Source organism: Streptomyces sp. NPDC006691, from assembly GCF_042869955.1.
Classification (GTDB): domain Bacteria; phylum Actinomycetota; class Actinomycetes; order Streptomycetales; family Streptomycetaceae; genus Streptomyces.
In genome coordinates this window covers 26,155-45,487 of the sequence record NZ_JBIAGW010000022.1, presented here as the reverse complement: position 1 = coordinate 45,487, position 19,333 = coordinate 26,155, and the positions used below count along the sequence as shown (strand labels likewise).

The 19,333-nt window shown below is 73.1% G+C and carries 17 protein-coding genes and 1 riboswitch; of the genes, 14 read left to right on the top strand and 3 right to left on the bottom strand.

From position 1 onward, the window contains the following. Window positions 1-9: 9 nt before the first annotated feature. The 6 genes from ACFYNP_RS32895 (at window position 10) to ACFYNP_RS32870 (ending at window position 7,171) form a co-directional block, all read left to right on the top strand. A complete protein-coding gene (locus tag ACFYNP_RS32895; RefSeq protein WP_388419803.1) occupies window positions 10-234 on the top strand; it encodes a hypothetical protein in 225 nt (74 codons plus the stop codon). Window positions 235-357: 123 nt separating this feature from the next. Then, window positions 358-500: riboswitch (cobalamin riboswitch) on the top strand. 94 nt (window positions 501-594) lie between these two features. Then, entirely contained in the window at window positions 595-1,551 is a 957-nt protein-coding gene (locus ACFYNP_RS32890) for a cobalamin biosynthesis protein (protein ID WP_388790819.1), read from the top strand. Then, the gene (locus ACFYNP_RS32885; RefSeq protein ID WP_388790743.1) at window positions 1,533-3,077 is read left to right on the top strand and encodes a cobyric acid synthase; all 1,545 of its coding nucleotides are present in this window, start codon (window positions 1,533-1,535) and stop codon (window positions 3,075-3,077) included. Before ACFYNP_RS32890 ends, ACFYNP_RS32885 begins: the two co-directional genes overlap by 19 nt. An 88-nt stretch (window positions 3,078-3,165) precedes the next feature. Then, a complete protein-coding gene (locus tag ACFYNP_RS32880) occupies window positions 3,166-5,205 on the top strand; it encodes a putative cobaltochelatase (protein ID WP_388790740.1) in 2,040 nt (679 codons plus the stop codon). After that, a complete protein-coding gene (gene cobO / locus ACFYNP_RS32875; protein WP_100574366.1) occupies window positions 5,205-5,813 on the top strand; it encodes a cob(I)yrinic acid a,c-diamide adenosyltransferase in 609 nt (202 codons plus the stop codon). Before ACFYNP_RS32880 ends, cobO begins: the two co-directional genes overlap by 1 nt. Beyond that, complete coding sequence (locus ACFYNP_RS32870) at window positions 5,807-7,171, top strand: cobyrinate a,c-diamide synthase (protein WP_388790737.1); 1,365 nt, start codon at window positions 5,807-5,809, stop codon at window positions 7,169-7,171. The genes cobO and ACFYNP_RS32870 overlap by 7 nt, the downstream gene beginning before the upstream one ends. Window positions 7,172-7,176: 5 nt before the next feature. Here ACFYNP_RS32870 and ACFYNP_RS32865 read toward each other — a convergent pair whose 3' ends face one another. Further along, window positions 7,177-7,899 carry a ZIP family metal transporter gene (locus ACFYNP_RS32865; protein ID WP_388419810.1) on the bottom strand — a complete coding sequence of 241 codons (723 nt, stop codon included), beginning with the start codon at window positions 7,897-7,899 and terminating at the stop codon, window positions 7,177-7,179. Window positions 7,900-7,986: 87 nt separating this feature from the next. Here ACFYNP_RS32865 and cobC point away from each other — a divergent pair, with 87 nt between their 5' ends. Continuing rightward, complete coding sequence (gene cobC, locus ACFYNP_RS32860; protein WP_388790734.1) at window positions 7,987-9,522, top strand: Rv2231c family pyridoxal phosphate-dependent protein CobC; 1,536 nt, start codon at window positions 7,987-7,989, stop codon at window positions 9,520-9,522. Window positions 9,523-10,167: 645 nt separating this feature from the next. Here cobC and ACFYNP_RS32855 read toward each other — a convergent pair. After that, the gene (locus tag ACFYNP_RS32855) at window positions 10,168-11,136 is read right to left on the bottom strand and encodes an SCO1860 family LAETG-anchored protein (RefSeq protein ID WP_388790731.1); all 969 of its coding nucleotides are present in this window, start codon (window positions 11,134-11,136) and stop codon (window positions 10,168-10,170) included. A gap of 363 nt (window positions 11,137-11,499) precedes the next feature. Here ACFYNP_RS32855 and ACFYNP_RS32850 point away from each other — a divergent pair, with 363 nt between their 5' ends. Next, window positions 11,500-12,096, top strand: a complete 597-nt coding sequence (locus ACFYNP_RS32850) for a TetR/AcrR family transcriptional regulator (protein WP_388790729.1) — start codon at window positions 11,500-11,502, stop codon at window positions 12,094-12,096. Between the two features lie 132 nt (window positions 12,097-12,228). Continuing rightward, entirely contained in the window at window positions 12,229-13,428 is a 1,200-nt protein-coding gene (locus ACFYNP_RS32845) for an MFS transporter (protein WP_388790726.1), read from the top strand. On the opposite strand, the gene ACFYNP_RS32840 is transcribed toward ACFYNP_RS32845, so the two are convergent. Further along, on the bottom strand, window positions 13,406-14,491 hold the full coding sequence (locus ACFYNP_RS32840) for an amidohydrolase family protein (protein WP_388790723.1): 1,086 nt from the start codon (window positions 14,489-14,491) through the stop codon (window positions 13,406-13,408). The genes ACFYNP_RS32845 and ACFYNP_RS32840 overlap by 23 nt on opposite strands. Before the next feature lie 113 nt (window positions 14,492-14,604). Here ACFYNP_RS32840 and ACFYNP_RS32835 point away from each other — a divergent pair, with 113 nt between their 5' ends. The 5 genes from ACFYNP_RS32835 to thpD all read left to right on the top strand — a co-directional run bounded on the left by ACFYNP_RS32835 (window position 14,605) and on the right by thpD (window position 19,221). Further along, on the top strand, window positions 14,605-15,702 hold the full coding sequence (locus ACFYNP_RS32835; protein ID WP_388790720.1) for a pyridoxal-phosphate-dependent aminotransferase family protein: 1,098 nt from the start codon (window positions 14,605-14,607) through the stop codon (window positions 15,700-15,702). Window positions 15,703-16,026: 324 nt separating this feature from the next. After that, on the top strand, window positions 16,027-16,548 hold the full coding sequence (gene ectA / locus ACFYNP_RS32830) for a diaminobutyrate acetyltransferase (protein WP_388790717.1): 522 nt from the start codon (window positions 16,027-16,029) through the stop codon (window positions 16,546-16,548). After that, complete coding sequence (ectB, locus tag ACFYNP_RS32825) at window positions 16,545-17,816, top strand: diaminobutyrate--2-oxoglutarate transaminase (RefSeq protein WP_388419824.1); 1,272 nt, start codon at window positions 16,545-16,547, stop codon at window positions 17,814-17,816. The genes ectA and ectB overlap by 4 nt, the downstream gene beginning before the upstream one ends. A 137-nt stretch (window positions 17,817-17,953) precedes the next feature. Next, a complete protein-coding gene (locus ACFYNP_RS32820; RefSeq protein ID WP_100574374.1) occupies window positions 17,954-18,358 on the top strand; it encodes an ectoine synthase in 405 nt (134 codons plus the stop codon). Window positions 18,359-18,360: 2 nt separating this feature from the next. Further along, on the top strand, window positions 18,361-19,221 hold the full coding sequence (gene thpD, locus ACFYNP_RS32815; protein ID WP_388419828.1) for an ectoine hydroxylase: 861 nt from the start codon (window positions 18,361-18,363) through the stop codon (window positions 19,219-19,221). Window positions 19,222-19,333 lie beyond the last annotated feature (112 nt).

The following is a 19,333-nucleotide window of genomic DNA, read 5'->3' as shown; positions in this document are numbered from 1 at the left end:
GGAATCCTCATGCACATCGACTGGGCAGCTCTCGGCTCCGTCTTCGGCGTCAGCCTCGCGGTGACCGTCGGCCTGGTGGGTCTGTTCACCCTCGGCATCGTCGGCCTCACCAAGCGGGAGGCCGCGGCCTCCGGCACCGCCGGCAACGCGGCGATGGCCCGCACCGGCGCCTACGCCTGCTTCGCGCTCTGCGCGGCGGCCGTGGCGTACGGGATCTATCTGATCGTCGCCTGACCCCGGCGGGCCCCACCGCCCGCCCCGCACGCACCACCCGGACCGCCCCGTGGCACCCGCCGCGGGGCGGTCCGGCGTGATGCCGGGCACTCTCACGCGCCGCAGGTCAACAGCAAGTTGACGGGTGTTCTCGCAGCGTGGTGGACTGCACCGGCCAGCTACGGCGGCAGAAGAGGAAGCCGGTGCGAATCCGGCGCGGTCCCGCCACTGTCACCGGGGAGCGATCCCCGCGAAGCCAGGAACTCTCACCGCCGGTCACGTCGTACCAGGGCGCGGACACCCTGAGTGAGGACACACCGCCATGCGCGCCTGCCCGTCGAGATCTTCCGGCCCCTTCCGCGACGCCCCGGCGCGCTGACCATGCGGGCCGATCGCACCTTCGCCTACGGCGCCACCGCCGGGCTCATCGGCGACCTCCTGCTCGGCGACCCCCGCCGCGGCCATCCGGTCGCCGCCTTCGGCCGTGCCGCCGCCGCCGTCGAACGCGCCCTGTGGCGCGACGGCCGCGGCCGGGGCGCGCTGCACACCCTGGTGTGCGCGGGCGGCGCCGCTGCTGCCGCCGCCCTCGTCTCCCGTGCCGTACGCGGCCGCCCCGCCGCATCCGTCGCGCTGACCGCGGCCGCCACCTGGACCGTGGTCGGCGGCACCTCGCTCGGCCGTGAGGCGCGGGCCATCGGCGGCGCCTTGGCCGCGGGCGACATCGAGGTGGCCCGGGAGCGCCTGCCGCACCTGTGCGGGCGCGACCCGCAGTCCCTGGACGCCGACGGCATCGCCCGTGCGGTCGTCGAGTCGGTCGCCGAGAACACCTCGGACGCGGTCGTCGGCGCCCTGGTGTGGGGCGCGCTCGCGGGCGTGCCCGGGCTCGTGGGCTTCCGAGCGGTCAACACCCTGGACGCGATGGTCGGGCACAAGTCGGCCAGGTACCGCCGCTACGGCTGGGCCTCGGCACGCCTGGACGACGTGATGGGCTGGCCCGGCGCCCGCCTCACCGCCGTCCTCGCGGCCCTTGCGGGCCCGGACACCAAGGGCGCGGCACGGGCCTGGCGGGCCGACGCCGCCCGGCACCCGAGCCCCAACGCGGGCCCGGTGGAGGCCGCGTTCGCGGGGGCGCTCGGGGTACGGCTCGGCGGCACGCTCTCGTACGCGGGGCGCGTCGAGCACCGGCCGGTCCTGAACGCGCCGGGCCGGGCCGTCGAGGTCGCGGACATCGAGCGGGCGGTACGGCTCTCGCGCACGGTGGGCTGGCTGACGCTGGCCGGCGCCGTGGCGGCGCGGGCCGCTGTGAGGAGGGGACGTACATGGGTGGCGGGCTGCTGATCGCGGGCACGACATCGGACGCCGGCAAGAGCGTCGTCACGGCCGGGATCTGCCGCTGGCTGGTGCGCCGGGGCGTCAAGGTCGCGCCGTTCAAGGGCCAGAACATGTCGCTGAACTCGTTCGTGACGCGCGAGGGCGCGGAGATCGGCCGGGCCCAGGCGATGCAGGCACAGGCGGCCCGGGTGGAGCCGACCGCGCTCATGAACCCGGTGCTGCTCAAGCCCGGCAGCGACCGCTCCAGCCAGGTCGTCCTCATGGGCAGGCCGGTCGGTGAGCTGAGCGCCCGCGGGTTCTTCGGCGCGGCCGGCGGGCCGGCCGCCGGACAGGCACTGGCCGGCGGGCGTCGAGAGGCGCTCCTCGGGCCGGTCCTCGACTGCCTCGCGGAACTCCGCGGCGCGTACGACGCGGTGATCTGCGAGGGTGCGGGCAGCCCGGCCGAGATCAATCTGCGGCGTACCGACATCGTCAACATGGGCATCGCGCGGGCCGCGAAGCTGCCGGTGGTGGTGGTCGGCGACATCGACCGGGGCGGGGTCTTCGCCTCGTTCTTCGGGACGACGGCGCTGCTGAGCCCCGAGGACCAGGCGCTGGTCGCCGGGTACGTCGTCAACAAGTTCCGGGGCGATGTGACGCTCCTGGAGCCCGGCATCGAGATGCTGCGCGGCCTCACCGGCCGGCACACCTACGGGATCCTGCCGTACGCCCACGGCCTGGGCATCGACGAGGAGGACGGGCTGCGCGTCTCGATGCGCGGGGCCGTGCGGGAGTCCGTGGTGACGCCGCCGGTCGGCCGGGACGTGCTGCGGATCGCCGTGTGCGCGGTGCCGCTGATGTCCAACTTCACCGACGTGGACGCGCTCGCGGCCGAGCCCGGCGTGGTCGTGCGGTTCGTGGACCGGCCCGAGGAACTCACCGACGCGGATCTCGTGGTGGTGCCCGGCACGCGCGGCACGGTCCGCGCCCTGGAGTGGCTGCGCGAGCGGGGCCTCGCGGCCGAGCTCGCCCGCCGGGCCGCCGAGGGCCGCCCGGTGCTCGGCATCTGCGGCGGGTTCCAGCTGCTCGGCGGGCACATCGAGGACGACGTCGAGTCGAAGGCGGGCTCGGTGGCGGGCCTGGGGCTGCTGCCCGTACGGGTGCGGTTCGCCGCCGGGAAGACCCTGGCGCGGCCGGTCGGCGAGGCCCTCGGTGAGCGCGTCGAGGGGTACGAGATCCACCACGGGGTGGCCGAAGTCCTGGGTGGGGAAGCCTTCTTGGACGGGTGCCGGGTGGGCTCGGTGTGGGGGACGCACTGGCACGGATCCCTGGAGAGCGACGGGTTCCGGCGCCGGTTCCTCGAACAGGTCGCGCGCGACGCGGGCCGCCGGTTCGTGCCCGCGCCGGACACCTCGTTCGGGGTGCTGCGCGAGGAGCAGCTGGACCGGCTCGGCGACCTGATCGAGGAACACGCCGACACCGACGCCCTGTTGCGGCTGATCGAGCAGGGCCCGCCCGCCGGGCTGCCCTTCATTCCGCCGGGGGCGCCGTGACCCGGGCCGCCCCGCACCGCCCCGTGGGAACCAGGACCACCCTCGCGGTCCCCCGGCGTACAGCACTACTCGAAGGAGAGACCAGCACATGAGCACCCGGTATCCGTTCACCGCCGTCGTCGGCATGGACGACCTGCGCCTCGCGCTGCTCCTGAACGCCGTCAGCCCGGCGGTGGGCGGAGTCCTCGTCCGGGGCGAGAAGGGCACCGCCAAGAGCACCGCCGTGCGGGCGCTCGCGGACCTGCTGCCCGAGGTGGCGGTCGTCGCGGGCTGCCGCTTCAGCTGCGACCCGGCCGCGCCGGACCCCGAGTGCCCCGACGGCCCGCACGAGAGCGCTCCCGGCACGGCCCGCGCGGCCCGCATGGTCGAGCTTCCCGTCGGCGCGTCCGAGGACCGCCTGGTGGGCGCCCTCGACATCGAGCGGGCGCTGGGCGAGGGCGTGAAGTCCTTCGAGCCGGGACTGCTCGCGGACGCCCACCGCGGCATCCTGTACGTCGACGAGGTCAACCTGCTGCACGACCACCTCATCGACCTGCTGCTCGACGCCGCCGCCATGGGTTCGTCCTACGTCGAGCGCGAGGGCGTCTCGGTGCGGCACGCAGCCCGCTTCCTGCTCGTCGGCACGATGAACCCCGAAGAGGGCGAGCTGCGGCCGCAGTTGCTCGACCGGTTCGGCCTGACCGTCGAGGTCGCCGCCTCGCGCGAGCCCGAACAGCGGGTCGAGGTGGTGCGCCGCCGTCTCGCGTACGACGACGACCCGGCCGGCTTCGCCGCGCGCTGGGCCGAGGACGAGGGTGCACTGCGCCAACGGATCGTCGCCGCACGGGAGTTGCTGCCGTCCGTCACGCTCGGGGACGCGGTGCTGCTCCAGATCGCCGCGACCTGCGCCGCGTTCGAGGTCGACGGCATGCGCGCCGACATCGTGATGGCCCGCACCGCGACCGCGCTCGCCGCGTGGGCCGGGCGCACCGAGGTGACCAGCGACGACGTCCGCCAGGCCGCGCTGCTCGCGCTGCCGCACCGGCGCCGGCGCAATCCGTTCGACGCGCCGGGCCTGGACCAGGACAAGCTCGACGAGACGCTTGAGCAGTTCAAGGACGAGGACGACGATCCCGACCCGGGCCCCGAGGGCCCCAGCGGCGGGGGCGGCGGGGTGCCGCCGCAGGGCGACTCCCCCGAGGACCCCGCCGAATCGCCCGAATCGCCCGACGCACCCGAGTCCTCGGACGCGTCCGAGGACTCCGGGTCCATGGAGCAGCCCGCGTCCCCCGCCCCGGGCGGCCCCGGTGAGCGGGCCGCGGTGAAGGCCGCCGAGCCGTTCCGTACGAAGATGCTGAGCGTGCCCGGACTCGGTGAGGGCGCGGCGGGCCGGCGCTCGCGGGCCCGCACCGACCACGGCCGCACCACCGGGTCGCGTCGGCCCCAAGGGGCGCTCACCAAGCTGCACTTGGCGGCGACCGTCCAGGCGGCCGCCCCGCACCAGCGGGCGCGCGGCCGCTCCGGCCGGGGCCTCGTGGTGCGCCGGGACGATCTGCGCCAGGCCACCCGCGAGGGCCGCGAGGGCAACCTCGTCCTGTTCGTGGTGGACGCGTCCGGATCGATGGCGGCGCGGCAGCGGATGAGCGCGGTCAAGGGCGCGGTGCTCTCGCTGCTGCTCGATGCCTACCAGCGCCGCGACAAGGTCGGCCTGGTCACCTTCCGCGGCAAGGAGGCCGAGCTCGCGCTGCCGCCCACCTCGTCGGTGGACGCGGCCGCGGCCCGGCTCGAAACGCTGCCGACCGGCGGGCGCACCCCGCTCGCGGCGGGTCTGCTCAAGGCCCACGACGTGCTGCGCGTGGAGCGGCTGCGCGATCCCTCGCGCCGGCCCCTGCTCGTGGTGGTCACCGACGGCCGGGCCACGGGCGGCCCCGAGCCGGTGGCGCTGGGCGCCCGCGCGGCCCGGCTGCACGCCGGTGAGGGCACCGCTTCGGTGGTCGTCGACTGCGAGTCGGGGATGGTCCGGCTCGGTCTCGCCGGGGAACTCGCACGCGAACTCGGCGGCACCGCCGTCACGTTGGACGAGCTGCGGGCGGACTCCATCGCCGGCCTCGTCAAGGACGCAACCGCACCTTCGAGGAGGGCCGCTTAATGCCGCAGGGACAGGTCAGTGTCGTACCCGAGGACGGTCTGACGACCCGTCAGCGTCGCAACCGGCACCTGGTCATGGTGCACACGGGCGTCGGCAAGGGGAAGTCGACGGCCGCGTTCGGCATGGCGCTGCGCGCCTGGAACCAGGGCTGGCCGGTCGGGGTGTTCCAGTTCGTGAAGTCGGCGAAGTGGAAGGTCGGCGAGGAGAACGCGCTGAAGGTGCTCGGGGCCTCCGGCGAGGGCGGCCCGGTGGACTGGCACAAGATGGGCGAGGGCTGGTCCTGGATCCAGCGCGAGACCGCCGAGGGCGAGCCCACCCACGAGGAGAAGGCCCGCGAGGGCTGGGAGCAGGTCAAGCGCGACCTGGCTGCCGAGACGTACAAGTTCTACGTGCTCGACGAGTTCGCCTACCTGCTGCACTGGGGCTGGGTGGACGTCGAGGAGGTCGTCGCGGTCCTGCGCGACCGGCCCGGCACCCAGCACGTGGTCATCACCGGCCGCAACGCCCCCGAGCAGTTGGTGGAGTTCGCGGATCTGGTCACCGACATGTCCAAGGTCAAGCATCCGATGGACGCCGGCCAGAAGGGCCAGCGGGGCATCGAGTGGTAGCACGTCTCGTCATCGCGGCCCCGGCGTCGGGCAGCGGCAAGACCACCGTGGCGACGGGCCTGATGGCCGCGTTCGCGCGGTCCGGGCTCACCGTGTCCCCGCACAAGGTGGGCCCCGACTACATCGACCCCGGGTACCACTCGCTCGCCACCGGGCGGCCGGGCCGCAACCTCGACGCGTACATGTGCGGTCCTGACCTGGTGGCCCCGCTGTTCGCGCACGGGGCGCGCGGCTGCGACCTCGCGGTGGTCGAGGGCGTGATGGGCCTGTACGACGGGGCGAGCGGCCTCGGTGAACTCGCCTCCACCGCCCAGGTGTCCAAGCTGCTGCGCGCCCCGGTGGTGCTCGTCGTGGACGCCTCCTCGCAGTCCCGGTCGGTGGCCGCGCTCGTGCACGGCTTCGCGTCGTGGGACCCCGAGGTGCGGATCGGCGGGGTGATCCTCAACAAGGTCGGCTCCGACCGGCACGAGGCGCTGCTCCGGGAGGCCATGGAGGACGTGGGCGTCCCGGTCCTGGGCGCCCTGCGCCGCGCGCCCCAGGTGGACACGCCCTCCCGCCACCTGGGCCTGGTGCCGGTCGCCGAGCGGCGGTCCGACGCGCTGGACGCGGTGGCGGCGATGGGGGAACAGGTGCGGACGGGGTGCGATCTGGAGGGCCTGCTCGCCCTGGCCCGCACGGCTCCGCCGCTGGGGGCCGAGCCGTGGGACCCGGCGGACGGCATGTCGGCCGCGGACCGCCCGGCCCGGGGCTCCGTGCGGCGGCCCGTCATCGCCCTCGCGGGGGGCTCCGCGTTCACGTTCTCCTATGCCGAGCACCCCGAGCTGCTCGCCGCCGCCGGCGCGGAGGTCGTCACCTTCGATCCGCTCAAGGACGAGCAACTCCCGCCCGGCACCGACGGGTTGGTCATAGGCGGCGGCTTTCCCGAGGTGTACGCGGCCGAGCTGTCGGCCAACGAGCGGCTCCGCAAGGCCGTCGCCGAGCTGGCCCGGTCGGGCGCGCCGGTGGCCGCCGAGTGCGCGGGGCTGCTGTATCTGGCGCGCTCGCTCGACGGGCAGCCCATGTGCGGGGTGCTGGACGCCGACGCGCGGATGTCGGGCCGCCTCACCCTGGGCTACCGCGAGGCCGTCGCGGTGCGGGACAACAGCCTGGCCGTCGCCGGGACGCGGCTGCGCGGCCACGAGTTCCACCGCACCGTCATCGAGCCGGGCGCGGGCGCCGACCCGGCGTGGGGCGTGGTGCACCCGGAGCGCCGCGTCGAGGGCTTCGTACAGCAGGGCGTGCACGCCAGCTATCTGCACACGCACTGGGCGGCCCGCCCCGAAGTGGCCCGCCGGTTCGCCGGGGGCTGCGCCCGGTGACGTACTCAGCCGGCGATGCCCACCACCAGCCAGATGAAGCCCACGCCCGCGACGGTGCAGAGCAGCGTCGACAGGGCGGGGTGCTCGTGGTGGGCCTCGGGGAGGATCTCGGCGGCGGCCAGATAGAGGAGCACACCGCCGAAGAACCCCAGATAGCTGCCGAGCAGCTGCTCCGGAAGGGTGAACAGCAGGGTCGAGGCGGCCCCCACCATCGGGGCCAGCGCGTCGGCGAACAGCATCGCGAGCGCCTTGCGCTTCTCGTTCCCGTACAGGCTCGTGATCGTGTACGTGTTGAAGCCGTCCGCGAAGTCGTGGGTGATCACGGCGAGCGCCACCGCGAGGCCCATTCCGGCGCCCACCTGGAAGGCCGCGCCGATCGCGATGCCGTCCATCAGGCTGTGTCCGACCATCGCGGCGGCTACGGTGACGCCGACCTGCGGCGCCCGGTGCTCGCCCGCCCCGTGGGCCGCCTGGCGCACCGCGAGCACCCGCTCGACGACGTGCGCGAACAGGAAGCCGCCCACGAACAGGAGCAGCGCCCGGGGCACCCCGAAGAGGTCCTCGCCGGCCGCGTCCAGAGCCTCCGGCAGCAGGTCGAGCCCGACCACGCCGAGCATGAGTCCGCCCGCGAGCCCGAGCACCAGATGGCGCCGGTCGGTGACCCGCTGGGCGGTCCAGCCGCCGACGAGGGTCATCAGGAACGCGCCGAGCGCGACGAATACCGCCATGTGCCCCTGCTTACCGACGCGGCCCGCACTCCGCACGTCCACACCGGGGCCCGCCGCCGCCCCCGGGCTGCCTGAGAGGACCCCGCCGTGGCCGACGACTCCGCCCGGGCCCCCGGTGCGCCCCTCGTCGTGGGCGTCGGCGCCTCGCAGGGCGTCCCGGTGGACGAGGTGCTCGCCCTGATCGGGGCCGCCCTCGCGGACGCGGGCCTCGATCCCCGGGCCGTCGCCGAACTGGCCACCGTGGACCGCAAGGCGCGCGAACCGGGGCTCGTCGCGGCGGCGGCCGCGCTCGGGGTGCCGATCGCGGGGTACCCGGCCGCCGAACTGGCGGCCGTCGGGGTGCCGCACGGCTCGGAGGCGGTGCTCGCCGCGGTCGGCACCCCTTCCGTGGCGGAGGCCGCCGCCCTGGTCGGAGGCGGTCAACTGGTCGTCCCCAAGCGCAAGTCGAGCCCCACGGGCCGTGCCGCCATGGCGACGTGTGCGATCGTACGTCGGCCCCACCTCCGGCCGATCGCCGAGGGCGGGGACGGACCCCCCACAAGGATCGAGGAAGCCATGACCATCCCCACCACCGAGGCACCGCACGATCTGCGCCACCACGGTGACGCAGAGGTCCGCGACGACGGCGGCGCGCTGATCGATCTCGCGGTCAACGTCCGCACCGGCACTCCCCCGGCCTGGCTGCGCGAGCGGATCGCCGAATCGCTGACCGGGCTCGCGGCCTATCCGGACGGGCGCCCGGCGCGTGCGGCGGTGGCCGCGCGGCACGGTCTCGCGGTGGAGCGGGTGCTCCTGACCGCGGGTGCGGCCGAGGCGTTCGTGCTGCTCGCCAGAGCACTGACGATCCGTCACGCGGTCGTGGTGCACCCGCAGTTCACCGAGCCCGAAGCTGCTCTGCGCGACGCGGGGCACGAGGTGCGGCGGATACTGCTGCGAGCGGAGGACGGCTTCCGGCTCGATCCCGCGGCCGTGCCCGAGGACGCGGACCTGGTGGTGGTCGGCAATCCCACCAACCCCACCTCCGTGCTGCACCCGGCCGCGATACTGGCCCAACTGGCGCGTCCGGGGCGGACGTTGGTGGTGGACGAGGCGTTCATGGACGCGGTGCCGGGCGAACGCGAGGCGCTGGCCGGCCGCACCGATCTGCCCGGTCTTGTCGTCCTGCGCAGCCTGACCAAGACCTGGGGCCTGGCGGGGCTGCGGATCGGCTATGTGCTGGCCGAGCCGGACACGGTCGCGGCCCTCCAGCGGGCCCAGCCACTGTGGCCGGTGTCGACGCCCGCGCTGGTCGCGGCGAGCGCCTGCGTGGAGCCCCGGGCCCTCGCGGAGGCCGAGGCCGCCGCGGTGCGGATCGCCGAGGACCGGGCCCATCTCCTGGCGGGACTGGCCGAGTTCGAGGAGGTGCGTGCGGTGGAGGCGGCGGCGGGGCCGTTCGTCCTGGTACGGATCGAGGGCGCGGCGCAGGTGCGCGCCCGCCTGCGCACGCTGGGCTTCGCGGCGCGGCGCGGCGACACCTTCCCCGGGCTCGGCACGGACTGGCTGCGCCTGGCGGTCCGGGACCGCCCCACCACCAACCGCTTCCTCCAGGCCCTGGACCAGGCCCTGACCCTGACGCGCCCCTAGCGGCACGGCCCCCTGGGGCTCCGCCCCAGACCCCGTTCGCGCCTTGAGGGCGCTCGTCCTCAAACGCCGGACGGGCTGAAAGTGCCCCAGCACCGGTACGGCGAGGGGCGCGGGACCGTGACATTCGCGCGGCTCCGCCGCGGCGGGCGCGACCGAGGGAACGCCGGACCACCTACAGGGGCGCGGGGAACTGCGCGACCAGCCACGCACGGTCCACGGACGAAACCGGGGTTCAGGGGCGCGGGGAACTGCGCGACCAGCCACGCACGGTCCGCGGACGGATCCGGGGTTCAGGGGCGCGGGGAACTGCGCGACCAGCCACGCACGGTCCACGGACGAATCCGGGGTTCAGGGGCGCGGGGAACTGCGCGACCAGCCACGCACGGCCCGCGGCCGAACCAGGGGTCCGGGGCGCGGCCCCGGAAGCCCACCCGCCCCGCTCCACCCCCGGAGGGTCTCGGGAAGGGGCGGGGCGGGGAAAGATCTCCAGGGGCGCGGGAAACTGCGCGAACGGACCCCACGGCCCGCAGCCGTGAGAGGGGTTGGGGCGGACCCCACGGCCCGCGACCGTAGAGGGGGCTGGGGCGTACCCCACGGCCCGCAGCCGTGAAGGGGGTTGGGGGTGCGGCCCCAACCCCCGGCCCGTCAGCCCCGGTCGCCCCGCGCCCGCATCCGCGTCAGGACGAGCGCCCCCGCCCCACCCACGAGCAGCACCGCCGCACCCCCCGCCACGTAGGGCGTTGCCGAGCCACCCCCGGTCTCGGCCAGCGCCGCGTCCGCGACGTTCTGCGTCTTCACGGCCGTCTCGACGGGCCCCTTGTCCGGGGCGGCCGGGACGGCCGGCGCGCTCGCCTGCGGCTTGGCGGGGGCCGCCTTCGGCGTCCGGCAGGTCGCCTCGGCGAGGGTGACCTCCCCCTTCACGTCGGCGACGTTCAGGTGCAGCGGATTGACCGAGATCTTCAGCTGGAGGGCGACGGCCGCGGCGGTCCGCGAGGTGGTGGTGGCCCGGGACAGGTCCAGGGACACCTCGCCGATCCCGGGCACGTTCACCCGCGTCGTGCCGCCGGCCGACAGCGTGATCTTCCGGCCGAGCACGGTGACCGCACCCAGCACATTGGACTTGGCGACCGGCGCGCGGCCCGCCTCGCACACCGCGCTGGACGTCACCTCGCCCACCTCGATGAGCGAGAGCAGCGGCAGGCCCGGCAGGTGCAGCCGGGCGTTGACCAGGCGCGTCGAGCCCTCCGCCCGCTTCTCGTCGACGCTCGCCTTCGCCGTGGCCACGTCCGCCTTCAGGACGTTGACGGGCTGACCTCCGGCCACGCCGTCCAGCCTTACGGTCAGCGCGGTCTTCTCGGCGCCGGCCGGCGCCTGCACCTCGTTGAGCGTGGCCTTCAGCGGTACGTCGATCGCCTTGTTGAGCAGGGACACATCGAGCCCGGTGCGCAGCACGACGGCGCTCGCCCGGCCCCCGCCGTCGCCCTCGACCCCGGTGGCGCGCGCGGGCGCGGCCAGCAGCAGCGGCCCCGCGACGAGCGCCGTGCAGGCCGCGATCGCGGCGGCGCGTCGCCCGGCCGGACCGTTCGCGGGCAGGCGGAAGTTGTTGCTGTTCAAAATGGTGGAACCCCCACAGGAGACATGGCTGGCCGGCCGCCCGCCACGGGGACTCGTGGGACTCCTGCGAATCGAGGGGCGCGCCGGCGACTTGGGACACCGGAATCTTTACGCACTGAGAGTGAACTGGCCGTCACACGGCGCCAGTTCACCCCAACGGGTGGTTTTCGCCCTCATATTCGATTCCTCCGCCCCTGCCACCCCTCCCCGTCACCCCCGCCCCAGCCCCACACCCCGTACGCCGCCCGCCCACTCCGGCGCACACATGAAGACCTTCAACGACTCGACGGCCCCCGGCGTCACGCCCGGTCAACCCGGAACCGTATTAGACAGATCGATTCAAAACAGTGCTACGGTACGACCATGGCCCGACCGAGACAGTTCGACGAGGAGCGGGCCCTGGACGCGGCGATGCGCGCCTTCTGGGCGAACGGCTACGAGGCCACCTCGACCCAGGACCTGTGCGAGGCCACCGGACTGGGCCGCAGCAGCATCTACAACACGTTCACCAGCAAACACGCCCTCTTCGAGCGGGCACTTGGCCGCTATGTCGACATGATGACGACGGCCCAGCTCGACCTCCTCCAGAACGAGCGCCTCGGCCCGCTCGACCGCATCCGTGCCCTGTTCGCGACGGTTGTCGACGGCGAGATGGCGGAGCGCCGCGACGGCCGCAGCATCGGCTGCCTCTCCGTCAATGCCACCGTCGAACTCGCCCGCCGCGACGCCCGGGCGGCCGCCCTCCTGGAGCGCGACCTGACCCGCCGGCTCGACGCACTGCGCACGGTCCTCGCGACCGGCCAGAGCTGCGGCGAGGTCACCTCGCGCCGCGATCCGCTCACCCTGGCGCGCTATCTCAACTCGGTGATCGCCGGGCTCCGGGTGGCCGGCCAGGGCGGCGCCGACCGCGCCGACCTGGAAGCCGTCGTCGACACGGCCCTGGACGCCCTGACCGTCTGACCCTCCCGCCACCCGGCCCTCCATCAACTGCCGCCCGCAGCAGCCGGGTTGCGCCGTGCCCGGCCGAGCCGTGCCCAGATTATGTACCGATCAATCCATAACAAGGCCACCCCGAACAGGAGCACACCCGTGATGCCGCGCGCCGTATACGTTCTGGCCCTGGGGATCTTCACCATGGTCACCAGCGAGTTCGTGGTCGCCGGGCTCATGCCGCAGATGGCAGAGGGCCTCGATGCCACCGTCCCCGAGATCGGCTACCTCATCACCGCGTTCGCCCTCGCCATGGCGTTCGGCGGACCGCTCCTGACCGTGGCGGTGCTGCGGCTGCCCCAACGCCGGGTGCTGATGGCGCTGTTCGCGGTGTTCCTCGCGGGCAACGTGCTGGCCGCGACCGCCACCACCTACACCGCGATGCTGCTCGCCCGGATCGTCACCGGTACCGCCTCGCAGGCGTTCTTCGGCGTCGCCCTCTCGATCTGCGCCCAGCTCACCCGCCCCGAGGAGCGCGGCCGCGCCACCTCCGTCGCCCTCAGCGGGCTGATGCTGGGCACCCTCCTCGGGATGCCACTGTCCACCCTGATAGGTGAACACCTGGGCTGGCGCGCGGCGTTCTGGGCCATCACCGCCCTGACCGTGGCCGCGGCGCTGTGCACCCCGGCGGGCGTACCCCGGCTCGGCCGGGCCGAGAGCGGCGGCGGCTTCCGTCAGGAGCTGGCCGTCTTCCGGCACCCGCGGCTCTGGCTCGCGCTCGCCACCAGCACGTGCGTCATCGGCGCGACCTTCTCCGCGTTCAGCTACCTCAACCCGGTCCTGACCGAGGTCACCGGCTTCGCCGGCGGCACGGTGCCGGCGCTGCTCATCGCGTACGGGGCCGCGACCGTGATCGGCAACCACGTGGTGGGCAGGCTCGCCGACCGGTACGCCCTGAACGTCCTCGCCGCCGGGCTCGCACTGAACCTGTTCTTCCTCACCGGGTTCGCACTGCTCGCCCAACTCGCCGTGCCCGCCGTGGTGTTCATGCTGGGCATCGGCCTGGTCGGGGTCACCATGAACCCGGCGATGGTCACGCGCGTTCAGCGCATCGCCAACGCCCGGCCGTTGGTGAACTCCGTGCATTCCTCCTTCATCACCCTCGGCGTGGGCATCGGCTCCTCGCTCGGCGGGGCCGGGGTCGCCCGCTTCGGGCTGAGGGCGCCGCTGTGGCTCGGCGCCGCACTCGCCGCACTCGGGGTCCTGAGCCTGCTGCCCGACCTGATCGCCCGCCGACGTACACCTGAACTCCCCTCCCCGGCACCCGAATTGATGCCTCTCAGCCCACGATCCGCCCGTTGAGCACGATGCGGCTCGGCGCGGCCAGTACGCGGACGTCCGCGCGGGGGTCCTGGCCGTACACGACCAGGTCGGCCGGGGCGCCCTCCTCCAGGGCGGGGCGGCCGAGCCAGGCGCGGGCGCCCCAGGCCGTCGCCGAGAGGGCGTCCAGGGCGGGGATGCCCGCCTTGACGAGTTCGGCGACCTCGGCGGCGACCAGGCCGTGGGCGAGCGAGCCGCCCGCGTCCGTGCCCACGAAGACGGGCACGCCGGCGTCGTAGGCCGAGCGCACGGTGTCGTAGCGGCGCTCGTACAACCGCCGCATGTGGGCTGCCCAGTCGGGGAACTTCGCCTCGCCGCCGTCGGCCATGTGCGGGAACGTGGCGATGTTGACCAGCGTCGGCACGATCGCCACGCCGCGCTCGGCGAACAGCGGGACGGTGTCCTCGGTCAGGCCGGTGGCGTGCTCGATGCAGTCGATGCCCGCCTCCACGAGGTCCCGCAGCGAGTCCTCGGCGAAGCAGTGCGCGGTGACGCGGGCGCCGAGCCGGTGGGCCTCGGCGATCGCGGCCTCCACCTCGCCGCGCGGCCAGCAGGCGGCCAGGTCCCCGGCGTCCCGGTCGATCCAGTCGCCGACCAGCTTGACCCAGCCGTCCCCGCGCCGAGCCTCGCGCGCCACGTAGGCGACGAGGTCGCCCGGCTCGATCTCGTGCGCGTAGTTGCGGATGTAGCGGCGGGTGCGGGCGATGTGCCGGCCCGCCCGGATGATCTTCGGCAGGTCCTCGCGGGCGTCGATCCAGCGGGTGTCGGAGGGCGAGCCGGCGTCGCGCACCAACAGCGTCCCGGCGTCGCGGTCGGTCAGGGCCTGCTTCTCGCTCACCTCGTCGGACACCGGCCCGTGCTGGTCGAGGCCCACGTGGCAGTGCGCGTCGACCAGTCCCGGCAGCACCCAGCCGCTGACGGTGAGCGCCTCGCCCGGCGGCCGCTCATAGGTGATCCGCCCGTCGACCGCCCACAGTTCGTCCCGTACGTCCTCGGGTCCCGCGAGGACGCGCCCCTTCACATGCAGCACCGTGCGATCGCTCATGGTCAGCACTGTACGAGGCGCTGGGTAGTCTCCATCCAGAGGATCGAACACCCGACCCGATCCCCGGCGCGACTCCCGCCGTGACCCCCGACCCCATCGAAGAAGGCATCGCCGTGACACACCCGCTCCTGGACCTGGCCCCGCTCACCGCCGACCACTTCGCGGCGATCGAGCGACGGGTGGCCGCCCTGCTCGCCACCGAGCAGGACGTGGTGATCATGCAGGGCGAGGCGCTGCTCCCCCTGGAGGGCTGCATCCGGGGCGCCGCCCACCCCGGCTCCACCGCGCTCAACGTGGTGACCGGCCCCTACGGCCAGACCTTCGGGAACTGGCTGCGCGACTGCGGGGCCGAGGTCGTCGATCTGGAGGTGCCCTTCCACGCGGCGGTCACCGCGGAGCAGATCGACCGGGCGCTCACCGACCACCCGGACATCGACTTCGTCTCGCTCGTGCACGCGGAGGCGGCGACCGGCAACACGAACCCGGTCGCGGAGATCGGTGAGGTGGTGCGCCGGCACGGCGCCCTGTTCATGCTGGACGCGGTCGCCTCGGTGGCCGCCGAGCCACTGCTCCCGGACGCCTGGGGCGTGGACCTGTGCGTGATCGGCGCGCAGAAGGCGATGGGCGGCCCGGCCGGCGTCTCGGCCGTTTCGGTCAGCGCCCGCGCCTGGGAGCGCATCGCGGCCAACCCGAGCGCCCCGCGCCGCTCCTACCTCTCGCTCCTGGACTGGAAGCAGCGCTGGATCGACGGCGGCCGCAAGGCCCTGCTGCACGCGCCCGCGCAACTGGAGATGCTGGCCCTTGAGGCGTGCGTGGAGCGCATCGAGTCCGAGGGCCTGGACGCCGTGATGGCCCGGCACGCCTCGGCCGCCGCGGCGACCCGCGCGGGTGCCCTGGCACTGGGCGGCGGTCTCGCCCCGTATGTGCACGAGGCCGCGGACGCCGCCCCGGTGGCCACGACCCTGCGCACCCCCGAGGGCGTCGACGCCGCCGGACTGGTGGCCACGGCGCTCGCCGCGGACCCCTCGCTGCCCCTGATCGCCGGCGGTGGGGCGCTGGCCTCGACGATGGTCCGGGTCAACCACTACGGCGTGGACGCCACGCGGGGCGTCGTGCAGTCCTCGCTCGCGGCGCTGGGCGCGGCCCTCGGTGAGTACGGGATCGCCGTGGACCTGGAGGCGGCCCGCAAGGCCGTTTCCGCGGGTTGGTGACACTGCCCCGCAATCCCCCGATGCGTTGAACGACGCGTTAAAGCACAACTGAATTCCATAGAAATTCCACAGAACGGGAAGCTGCTTATTCACTGCAGCTTCCCGTTTTCTTATGCCCCGCCCTCCCGAGCTCAAACGCAAAGGTTTCAACAAGGTTCCGAGCCCGTCACAACGGTGTGATCGACTCCACAACCCCGACCTTTTGTCCGGTAATTACCGGACAAACCGGTTCGCGCACATGCTCGCGTGATAACACAGGCGACCTCCGGGCGCACCCCCTCACGGGAATGCAATTTCAATTTCCGGTCGGTAAATTCCCTCGGCATGACCGCCGCGCAAACAGCAGTCCGAATCGAAAGCCCACGAGTGGAGGACGGAGCCACGATCTGGCGCATTGCCCGTGACTCCGAGGTGCTCGACCTCAACTCCTCGTACAGCTATCTGCTCTGGTGCCGCGACTTCGCCAGGACGTCCGCGGTGGCCCGGGACGACGACGGCACGCCCATCGCGTTCATCACCGGCTACGTACGGCCCGACCGTCCGGGCACGCTGGTGATCTGGCAGGTCGCCGTCGACCACGCCCACCGCGGCCACGGGCTCGCGGGGCTGCTGCTCGAAGCGCTGACGGCGAGGGTGTCCTCCTCGCACGGGACCACGTGTCTTGAGACGACGGTGTCGCCGGACAACACCCCGTCCGACCGGCTCTTCACCTCGTTCGCCAAGCGCCGCGGCGCCGCCCTCGACCGAGAACTCCTCTTCGACGCGGGTCTTTTCCCCGATGACGGGCATCAGCCCGAAGTCCTCTACCGCATCGGCCCCCTCCACCCCCAGGGAGAATCGCTGTGACCATCACCCCGCCCGCCCTGAGTGTCTTCGAATCCCTCGAATCGGAGGTACGCAGCTACTGCCGCGGCTGGCCCGCCGTGTTCGACCGCGCGCAGGGTGCCCGCCTCACCGACGAGGACGGCCACAGCTATCTGGACTTCTTCGCCGGGGCCGGCTCACTCAATTACGGGCACAACAACCCGGTACTGAAACGGGCGCTGCTCGACTACATCGAGCGGGACGGCATCACGCACGGCCTGGACATGGCGACGACCGCGAAACGGGCATTCCTGGAAACGTTCCAGAACGTGATCCTGCGCCCGCGCGACCTCCCGTACAAGGTGATGTTCCCGGGCCCGACCGGCACCAACGCCGTGGAGGCCGCGCTGAAGCTGGCCCGCAAGGTGAAGGGCCGCGAGTCGATCGTCTCCTTCACCAACGCCTTCCACGGCATGTCGCTCGGCTCGCTCGCCGTCACCGGCAACGCCTTCAAGCGGGCCGGGGCCGGCATCCCGCTGGTGCACGGCACCCCGATGCCGTTCGACAACTACCTCGACGGCCAGGTGCCCGACTTCCTGTGGTTCGAGCGGCTCCTGGAGGACCAGGGCTCGGGCCTCAACAAGCCGGCCGCCGTGATCGTGGAGACCGTGCAGGGCGAGGGCGGCATCAACGTGGCCCGGCCCGAGTGGCTGCGCGCGCTCGCCGACCTGTGCCGCCGCCGCGACATGCTGCTCATCGTCGACGACATCCAGATGGGCTGCGGCCGCACCGGCGCCTTCTTCTCCTTCGAGGAGGCGGGCATCGTGCCGGACATCGTCACCGTCTCCAAGTCGATCAGCGGCTACGGACTCCCGCTGTCGCTCTGCCTGTTCAAGGGCGAGCTCGACGTGTGGGAGCCCGGCGAGCACAACGGCACCTTCCGCGGCAACAACCCCGCGTTCGTCACCGCGACCGCCGCGCTTGAGGCGTACTGGGCCGATGCCGGCCAGATGGAGAAGCACACCCTGGCGCGCAGCGAGCAGATCGAGCAGGCCCTGCTCGCGCTGTGCACCGAGCACACCCGGCTCGGCGCCAGTTACCGCGGCCGCGGAATGGTGTGGGGCCTGGAGTTCGCCGACCCCGCCCGCGCCTCCGAGGTCTGCGCCCGCGCCTTCGAGCTGGGACTGCTCCTGGAGACCTCCGGCCCCAAGAGCGAGGTGGTCAAGCTGCTTCCGTCGCTGACCATCACGCACGAGGAGCTGGACGAGGGGCTGCGGTCGCTGGCCCGCGCGGTCGCCGCGACCGTCTGAGCCGCGCGACCGTCTGAGCCGCGCGACGCCCGGCCGGCACACACGCATAGGCCGGCACATCAGCGCAGCCCCGAACGCAGATACACAGCTGCACCGCTGCACAGCTGCACCGCTAGACAGAAAGTGAGCAACTCACCGTGATTGTCCGCTCGTTCAAGGACATCGAGAACACCGACCGACACGTGAAGGCCGCCTCCGGTACCTGGGAGAGCAAGCGGATCGTCCTCGCGAAGGAAAAGGTCGGCTTCTCCCTGCACGAGACCGTCCTGTACGCGGGCACCGAGACCTCCATGTGGTACGCCAACCACATCGAGGCGGTCCTGTGCACCGAGGGCGAGGCCGAGCTCACCAACGAGGAGACCGGCGAGACCCACTGGATCGAGCCGGGCACGATGTATCTCCTGAACGGTCACGAGCGCCACACCCTGCGCCCCAAGACCGACTTCCGCTGTGTCTGCGTCTTCAACCCGCCCGTCACCGGACGGGAGGACCACGACGAGAACGGCGTCTACCCGCTGCTGACCGAACCCGAGGAGGGCTGACCATGACCGCCCAGGATCTCTACCCCACCCGTGGCTCCGCCGAGGTGATCACGCCCCGCCAGGACCCGGTCGTCTGGGGACCGTCCGCCGGGCTCGAATCCTTCGAGCAGGACGGCTTCCTCGCGATCGAGGACCTGCTCTCGGACGACGAGGTGGCGCTCTACCGCTCGGAGCTGGAGCGGTTGATCGCCGACCCTTCCGTACGTGCCGATGAGCGGTCGATCATCGAACCGCAGTCGCAGTCCGTGCGTTCGGTCTTCGAGGTGCACCGGATCAGTGAGGTCTTCGCGCGTCTGGTGCGGGACGAGCGGGTCGTGGGCACGGCCCGCCGGATCCTCGGCTCGGACGTGTACGTCCACCAGTCGCGGATCAACGTGAAGCCGGGCTTCGGTGCCTCGGGCTTCTACTGGCACTCGGACTTCGAGACCTGGCACGCCGAGGACGGTCTGCCGCGGATGCGGACGGTGTCGGTCTCGATCGCCCTGACCGAGAACCACGACACCAACGGCGGGCTGATGATCATGCCCGGCTCACACCTGGACTTCCTCGGCTGCGAGGGCGCCACCCCGAAGGACAACTACAAGAAGTCCCTCCAGATGCAGGACGCGGGCACCCCGTCCGACGAGGCGCTCACCAAGATGGCCGACCGGCACGGCATCAAGCTGTTCACCGGCCGGGCGGGCTCGGCGACCTGGTTCGACTGCAACGCGATGCACGGTTCCGGGGACAACATCACCCCGTTCCCGCGCAGCAACGTGTTCATCGTCTTCAACAGCGTGGAGAACCAGGCGGAGGAGCCCTTCGCGGCCCCGATCCGCCGCCCGGAATTCATTGGGGCGCGGGACTTCACGCCGGTGCGGTAGCGCCCTTCCGGCCGGGGGTCCGGGGGTCGCCCCCCGGAAGACACAGCATGGGGGCGCGGGACTTCACGCCGGTGCGGTAGCGGCGCTGAAGCAGACAGGGCCCGGGGGCTCC

Bases quoted from the DNA above. Each gene is read 5' to 3' on its own strand.
- ACFYNP_RS32895 (WP_388419803.1), top strand. From the start codon at position 10: ATGCACATCGACTGGGCAGCTCTCGGCTCCGTCTTCGGCGTCAGCCTC.
- ACFYNP_RS32890 (WP_388790819.1), top strand. From the start codon at position 595: ATGCGGGCCGATCGCACCTTCGCCTACGGCGCCACCGCCGGGCTCATC.
- ACFYNP_RS32885 (WP_388790743.1), top strand. From the start codon at position 1,533: ATGGGTGGCGGGCTGCTGATCGCGGGCACGACATCGGACGCCGGCAAG.
- ACFYNP_RS32880 (WP_388790740.1), top strand. From the start codon at position 3,166: ATGAGCACCCGGTATCCGTTCACCGCCGTCGTCGGCATGGACGACCTG.
- cobO (WP_100574366.1), top strand. From the start codon at position 5,205: ATGCCGCAGGGACAGGTCAGTGTCGTACCCGAGGACGGTCTGACGACC.
- ACFYNP_RS32865 (WP_388419810.1), bottom strand. From the start codon at position 7,899: ATGGCGGTATTCGTCGCGCTCGGCGCGTTCCTGATGACCCTCGTCGGC.
- ACFYNP_RS32850 (WP_388790729.1), top strand. From the start codon at position 11,500: ATGGCCCGACCGAGACAGTTCGACGAGGAGCGGGCCCTGGACGCGGCG.
- ACFYNP_RS32845 (WP_388790726.1), top strand. From the start codon at position 12,229: ATGCCGCGCGCCGTATACGTTCTGGCCCTGGGGATCTTCACCATGGTC.
- ACFYNP_RS32840 (WP_388790723.1), bottom strand. From the start codon at position 14,491: ATGAGCGATCGCACGGTGCTGCATGTGAAGGGGCGCGTCCTCGCGGGA.
- ectA (WP_388790717.1), top strand. From the start codon at position 16,027: ATGACCGCCGCGCAAACAGCAGTCCGAATCGAAAGCCCACGAGTGGAG.
- thpD (WP_388419828.1), top strand. From the start codon at position 18,361: ATGACCGCCCAGGATCTCTACCCCACCCGTGGCTCCGCCGAGGTGATC.